This is a genomic window from Bradyrhizobium sp. (assembly GCF_036735945.1).
Taxonomy (GTDB): Bacteria; Pseudomonadota; Alphaproteobacteria; order Rhizobiales; family Xanthobacteraceae; genus Bradyrhizobium.
On sequence record NZ_DAINNI010000187.1, the window covers coordinates 1 to 6,822 of the forward strand.

At 64.9% G+C, this 6,822-nt stretch carries 6 protein-coding genes and 1 pseudogene; 4 read left to right on the forward strand and 3 right to left on the reverse strand.

Translation table 11 applies throughout. The features are described from left to right. Positions 1–205: pseudogene (locus tag V7E26_RS28400) on the reverse strand (GNAT family N-acetyltransferase); the annotation flags it as partial. 278 nt (positions 206–483) lie between these two features. On the opposite strand from V7E26_RS28400, the gene V7E26_RS28405 reads away from it, so the two are divergent. The 4 genes from V7E26_RS28405 to V7E26_RS28420 are packed head-to-tail and all read left to right on the forward strand — an operon-like array spanning position 484 to position 3,573. Next, a complete protein-coding gene (locus V7E26_RS28405; RefSeq protein ID WP_324422708.1) occupies positions 484–1,377 on the forward strand; it encodes an alpha/beta hydrolase family protein in 894 nt (297 codons plus the stop codon). Continuing rightward, on the forward strand, positions 1,374–1,841 hold the full coding sequence (locus V7E26_RS28410; protein ID WP_324422709.1) for a DUF2269 family protein: 468 nt from the start codon (positions 1,374–1,376) through the stop codon (positions 1,839–1,841). The genes V7E26_RS28405 and V7E26_RS28410 overlap by 4 nt, the downstream gene beginning before the upstream one ends. Positions 1,842–1,846: 5 nt before the next feature. Beyond that, on the forward strand, positions 1,847–3,166 hold the full coding sequence (locus V7E26_RS28415; RefSeq protein ID WP_324422710.1) for an SDR family oxidoreductase: 1,320 nt from the start codon (positions 1,847–1,849) through the stop codon (positions 3,164–3,166). Continuing rightward, positions 3,163–3,573 carry a thiol-disulfide oxidoreductase DCC family protein gene (locus V7E26_RS28420; RefSeq protein ID WP_324422711.1) on the forward strand — a complete coding sequence of 137 codons (411 nt, stop codon included), beginning with the start codon at positions 3,163–3,165 and terminating at the stop codon, positions 3,571–3,573. The genes V7E26_RS28415 and V7E26_RS28420 overlap by 4 nt, the downstream gene beginning before the upstream one ends. 104 nt (positions 3,574–3,677) lie before the next feature. On the opposite strand, the gene V7E26_RS28425 is transcribed toward V7E26_RS28420, so the two are convergent. Both V7E26_RS28425 and typA read right to left on the reverse strand, forming a co-directional pair. Next, complete coding sequence (locus tag V7E26_RS28425; protein WP_324422712.1) at positions 3,678–4,937, reverse strand: flavin monoamine oxidase family protein; 1,260 nt, start codon at positions 4,935–4,937, stop codon at positions 3,678–3,680. Between the two features lie 98 nt (positions 4,938–5,035). Next, a partial coding sequence (typA, locus tag V7E26_RS28430) for a translational GTPase TypA (RefSeq protein WP_324422713.1) occupies positions 5,036–6,822 on the reverse strand: 1,787 nt, incomplete at its 5' end.

Here is a 6,822-nt window from a genome sequence, read left to right on the forward strand (position 1 = left end):
CGCCGAACACCAGCACGCTGACGCGGCTGCCCTTGCGGATCGCGCTGTCCCACCAATGCGGGCCGCGACGGTTAATCAGTTTTTCGAGCTCGGCGCCGGGAATAATGCCCTGATACGCCGAGCGCCAGGCTTCATCATGCGTAGCCGCCACCGCAGCTGCGTCCGCAGCCTTGGCCGGTCGAACCTCGATCAGGGTTGTGCTCATGTGCTGATCAAAGCAAGTCGGCGGGCCGGCTTCAAGGTCCATCGTTAATTATCGGTTAGCCTGTGGATTTTCTGCATCAGTAACCGGTTTATATGTATCGAAAGAGGACAAAGGGGCTGTCTGCCGACGCCCTGACGGCGAATGGTTACCGGTATCCTCAACCTGAGCGGGATACGAATTCCGTTCACGGAAAAATTAACCGGTTTTGATTCGCCGGCGAATATTCTGCTGATGGCTTCAAGGAAATCCGCCTGCCTTCGGCTCCGTCAGTTCAGTTCATGCGTTCGCCAGTCCTGCTGCTTGCAATCGCGCTCGTTGCCGCGCTCGGCGTGAAAGCCGCAGCCGCGCAGCCTGCGCTCGGTGCGCAAGGGCGGGAAGGCGAGCCGCATCGGCTGCAGCAATGGCGCGTGCCTTCGCCTGATGGCAGCACCGCGCGCGCGGTGCTGTTCAGGCCATCGGGCGAGGGACCGTTTCCACTTGCCGTGATCGCGCACGCGTCGACCCAGAACGTGTTGCGGCGGGCGCAGATGCCGCAGCCGGAATATCGTGCGCTGGCCGCATCGCTGGTGGCGCGCGGTTTTGCAGTGCTGGTACCGGAGCGGCCCGGCCATGGCGCGGGTGGAAAATATCTCGAGGATCAGGGCGGCTGCGATGAGGCCGACTACGCGCGCGCCGGCCGCGCCACCGCGGATGAGATCACCGCGGCGATCGGCCCGTTGCGCAAGCAGCCCTTCATCCGTCCCGAAGGCGTTGTCGTGATCGGCCACTCGGCCGGGGCCTGGGGCGCGCTGGCGCTGGCGGGGGAAGATCCAAAAAGCATTGCCGCCATCATCGCGTTCGCGCCCGGACGCGGCGGGCACGCCAATGATCTGCCGGGCAAGGTCTGCGCGCCGCACACACTGATCGCTGCGGCACGCGAATTCGGCAAGGCCGCGCGTGTTAAAGTGATCTGGCTGGTCGCCGCCAATGACAGCTATTTCGCGCCGGCATTCTCCAGGCAATTGGCGGATGCGTTCCGCGCCGGCGGCGGCAAGGTGGACTTCCGCGTGCTGCCGGCCCATGGCGGCGAAGGACACTGGCTGGCGGAAAGCACTGGTGGCGCAGCGCTTGCGAAAGCCGAACTCGACCGCGCGTTGAAGGTGCGATCTGCCGCCCCATCAAAGAAACGATGATGCTGTATCTCCTCGTCAAATATCTGCATGTGCTCGGCGCTATCGTCATTCTCGGCACCGGCACGGGCATCGCGTTCTTCATGCTGATGGCGCATCGCAGCCGGGACACAGCCTTCATCGCGCGCACGGCCGAGACCGTCGTCATCGCCGACATGCTGTTCACGCTGACCGCGGTGCTGCTGCAGCCGGTGAGCGGCGGCGTGCTGATGGTGATGTCGTCGACGGCGTGGACCGAACGCTGGCTGATGGTTTCGCTCGTGCTCTATGCGGTGGCCGGGCTGTTCTGGGTGCCGGTCGTGTTCATGCAGATCGAAATGCGTGACATCGCGCGAAAAGCGGCCGAACACAATCAAGGGCTGTGTCACAGATATTTTGCGCTTTTCCACCGCTGGTTTCTTTTTGGGATTCCCGGTTTTGGCTCGGTCATGGCTATTCTGTGGCTGATGATCGCCAAACCGTTCTAGCCAGCATGAACGCCGACTTCAGAAAAATCCTTGTACTCGGCGCTTCCGGTCTGATCGGTTGCTTCATCACGCACGACCTGCGCGATCGTGGATTTCCGGTTGTCGGTGTCGGCCGCAAGCTGACTGCCTCGCAGAAGACAGACGCGTTCGACCTGGAGTTGCCGCTGATGTCGATGAAGGCGGCGGCGCTGACCAAGCTGATCAGCGACCATCACATCGACGTCGTCGTCAATTGCCTCGGCGTGCTGCAGGACGGGCCTGGCAGCGACACCGCCGCCGTGCATCGTGATTTCGTGACGCGCCTTCTGGACGCGATCCGCGCCAGCCGCCGCGCGATCCGCCTGGTGCACATCTCGATCCCCGGCAGCAACGAGACCGACCAGACCGCCTTCAGCACCACCAAGCGCGAAGGCGAGCGGCTGATCGCGCAGTCCGGCGTCGCCTATACGATTCTGCGGCCGGGCTTCGTGGTCGCGCTGGCGGCCTATGGCGGCAGCGCCATGGTGCGTTCGCTGGCCGCCTATCCGTTCGATCTTCCCGCAGAGGAACAGGCGACGTCGTTCCAGCCGGTCGCGATGGAGGACATTGCCGCGACCATCGCCTGGCTTGCCGTGCGCGATTCAACCGTCGCCAACGGCGTGATCTGGGACCTGATGCAGGAAGAGCCGACCACGCTCGGCGGCGTGATCGACCAGATTCGCTACGCATTCGGAACGCACGACTGGCCGCGCATCACGATGCCTTCGTTCCTGCTCGACCTCGGCGCGAAGCTTGGCGATTTCGCCAGTCTGTTCGGCTGGATGCCGCCGATGCGGACCACCGCGATCGCCGAATTGCGCCGCGGCGTCCGCGGCGATCCCGCGGGCTGGATCAACGCCACCGGGATCAAGCCGAAGACGCTGGCGCAGATGGCCGGAAAATATCCGGCGACGATCCAGGACAAATGGTTTGCCCGGCTGTATCCGATCAAGGCGTTTGTCATTGCAAGCCTCGTGCTGTTCTGGCTGGTGTCGGGCTTCATCGCGCTGGTGATCTCGTTTGACGCGGCGGCTGATATCCTGCGCAGCCACAATTTTCCGGCATGGCTGGTCGGTCCCGTCACCGTCGGCACCAGCCTGATGGACATCAGCATCGGCCTCCTGATCGCGTTTCGCGCCACCTCGGCATTCGGCCTGATCGCGGGTATCATCGCCTCGCTCGGCTACATGGCAGGCGCCGCGATCCTGACGCCGGATCTCTGGATCGAGCCGCTCGGCGCGCTGGTGAAGACCGGCCCCGCCATCGTGCTGATGCTGGTGGCGCTTCTGACGCTGGATAACCGATGACTGCCAAATGGCCCGACGATGACGTGATCCTCTATGACGGCGTCTGCATCTTCTGCTCGCGCTGGGTTCGCTTCGTCGCGACGCGCGATACAGCGCGCCGATTCCGCTTCACCGCGATCCAGTCGCCCTACGGTACAAGGCTAGCGCAGACATTCGGAATCGATCCGGATGATCCCGACACCAATGCCGTGGTGCACGGCGGCGTGGCGTGGCTGAAATCCGACGCCGCGCTGACGGTGCTCAGCCAATTGCCGCGCTGGGGCTGGGTCCGCATGCTGTTCGCGGTGCCGAAGCCGCTGCGGGATGCCGTCTACAGCCTCGTCGCGCGGAATCGGTATCGGATCTTCGGGAAGTATGACGAGTGCTTTGTGCCTGACGCGGATATGCGGGCGCGGGTGATGGAGTAGGTGCTGCCTCCGCGTCATTGCGAGGAGCAAAGCGACGAAGCAATCCATCTCTCCGTTATGCCGCGCAAAGGATTGCTTCGCTGCGCTCAATGACGGCGGAGAGGTCAGCGCTTTTTCAACGCAGCCAGCACTTCCCCCGCCGCCCGTTCGCCGCTGTCCCGCGCCCCGTGCGCGGTGGTAAAAAACTCCGGCGAGGTTGCTTCCCCTGCAAAGAACAGCCTGTCGTCGACCGGCGCGGCGAGCACTGCCCGATCCCCGGCATGTCCCGGCAACGCATGCGAGTATGAACCACGCGCGAACGGGTCATGGGCCCAGCGTGATTCCGCGAGCGGCTTCAGCTTGCGGCGGAAATCGTTGCCGAGGAAGGACACGATCTCGTCGATGCTGGCCGCGGCCAGCGCGCCGTCGCCGGCGTCTTCCAGCGACTGCGCGTAGCGGCCGCCGAAGAAGCCTTCGATGCAGGGCTGGCCGAACGGGCGGATGTGATAGGTGCCCATGCCGGTACGCATGGTGGCGCCGCGCAGATTGCCTTCGCTCGGAAACTCCTCCGCGCCTTCGAGCGCCAGCGTCACCTTGTCGGCAAGGCCGAGCGGCAGGCCGCGCGCGGCGTCGACCTTCGCGGGCAGCGGAGGATGAAAGCGGATCGCTTCGTCGGCGATCAGATTGGTCGGCACGGTGACGATCACCCTGTCCGCCTCGACGGTGCCGCGCGCGGTTTCGATGCGGATGCGCCTTGCCGAATGGTCGATCAGCGTCACCGCGCAATTGAGCGCGACCGGACACGAGGCGCCATAGGCCGCGATCAGCGCGCCATAGCCGCGGCGGACGCGCCAGTTGATGTCGGTGTCCTGATAGGCGTCCATGTCGAGAACGGAGACCTGGTCGAGCTCGCAGCCGTTCACATAGGTCGAGATCGCGTCGATCATCGGATTCCAGCGATTGCCGGGCGCGAGATAGAGGCTGGCGGCGCAGTCGCGGCCGCTTCGCTCGGCCTCTCTCGCGGCCTGCTCGGCGCGGTCGTAGAATTCGTTCAGCGCGCGGATGAAATCGTCGCGGTCTTCCTGCGGAAACGCCTTGCCATAGGCGCGCTCGCGCCAGGGCGGCAATGACTTGTTGATTTCGAAGCCGAGCTGCCCGGCGATTTTGACAAAGGAGTTCTCGTCCGCCGAGTGCAGCCAGCCGCAGCCGACGTCGAAAGTGACGTCGGGCGAGGCCATGATGGTGTGCGCCCGGCCGCCGAGGCGGTCGCGTGCTTCCAGCACGATGACGGAGAGGTTGGAGCCTTTCAGCGCGTTCGCGGCGCCAAGGCCGGCGGCGCCGGCGCCGATGATGGCGACATCGACGGAAGAGGGGAGGGAGGTCATGAACCGCGAATGGTGGGTGGCGAATGGCGAATAGGGTACAGCAATCCGAACGGCTCGGAAACGCCCCTATTCGCTACGCGCCATTGGCCATTCGCTGCCTACGCCACCGCTTCCTTGGCCTTCTCCGCGCGCTTGCGGTCGTTGGCGTCGAGGAACTTCTTGCGCAGGCGGATCGACTTCGGGGTCACCTCGACCAGCTCGTCGTCCTCGATATAGGCCAGCGCCTTTTCCAGCGTCATCCTGATCGGCGGCGTCAGGCGCACCGCCTCGTCCTTCGAGGTGGTGCGGATGTTGGTGAGCTGCTTGCCCTTGAGCACGTTGATCTCGAGATCGTTGTCGCGGGTGTGCTCGCCGACGATCATGCCCTTGTAGACCTTCCAGCCCGGCTCGATCATCATCGGGCCGCGATCTTCGAGCTTGAACATGGCGTAGGCGACCGCCTCGCCCTGGTCGTTGGAGATCAGCACGCCGTTGCGGCGGCCCTGGATGTCGCCCTTGTAGTTGGCGTAGCCGTGGAACAGGCGGTTCATGATCGCGGTGCCGCGGGTGTCGGTGAGCAATTCGCCCTGATAGCCGATCAGGCCGCGGGTCGGCGCGTAGAACACCAGCCGCAGGCGGTTGCCGCCGGAGGGGCGCATCTCGATCATCTCGGCCTTGCGCTCGCTCATCTTCTGCACGACGACGCCGGAATGCTCCTCGTCGACGTCGATCACGACTTCCTCGATCGGCTCCTGCCACTGGCCGGTGGCCTCGTCCTTCTGCAGCACGACGCGCGGGCGCGACACCGAAAGCTCAAAGCCCTCGCGGCGCATGGTCTCGATCAGGATCGCGAGCTGCAATTCGCCGCGGCCGGACACTTCCATCGAATCCCTGTCGGCGGCCTCGACGACGCGTAGCGCGACATTGCCTTCCGCCTCGCGCAGCAGGCGGTCGCGGATCATGCGGCTGGTCACCTTGTCGCCCTCGGTGCCGGCGAGCGGCGAGTTGTTGACGATGAACGACATCGACACGGTCGGCGGATCGATCGGCTGCGCCGGCAGCGGCGTCTCGACGGTGGGGTCGCAGAAGGTGTCGGCGACGGTGCCCTTGGTGAGCCCTGCGATCGCGACGATGTCGCCGGCTTCGGCTTCGTCCAGCGGCGTGCGCTCGATGCCGCGGAAGGCGAGGATTTTCGAGATGCGGCCCTGCTCGATGGTCTTGCCGTCGGCGCCGAGCACCTTGACCTGCTGGTTCGGCTTGATCGAACCCGAGGTGATGCGGCCGGTGATGATGCGGCCGAGATAGGGGTTGGCTTCGAGGATGGTGCCGATCATCCGGAACGGGCCCTCTTCGACCGTCGGCGGCGCGACGTGGCGCACGATCAGGTCGAACAGCGGCTGCATGCCGGCGTCGTGGGAGCCGTCCGGGCTGTCGGCCATCCAGCCCTGCTTGGCCGATCCGTAGAGGATCGGGAAATCGAGCTGCTCCTCGCTGGCGTCGAGCGCCGCGAACAGGTCGAACACTTCGTTGATGACCTCGGTCGGGCGCGCGTCGGGGCGGTCGACCTTGTTGATGACGACGATCGGCTTCAACCCGACCTTGAGCGCCTTGGAGACCACGAACTTGGTCTGCGGCAGCGGGCCTTCGGCGGCATCGACCAGCACCAGCGCGCCATCCACCATGTTGAGGATGCGCTCGACCTCGCCGCCGAAATCGGCGTGGCCGGGGGTGTCGACGATGTTGATGCGGGTATCCTTCCACTGCACCGAAGCGGCCTTGGCCAGGATGGTGATGCCGCGCTCGCGCTCCAGGTCGTTGGAGTCCATCGCGCGCTCGGTCACCTTCTGGTTCTCGCGATAGGTGCCGGATTGCTGCAGCAGGCGGTCGACCAGGGTGGTCTTGCCGT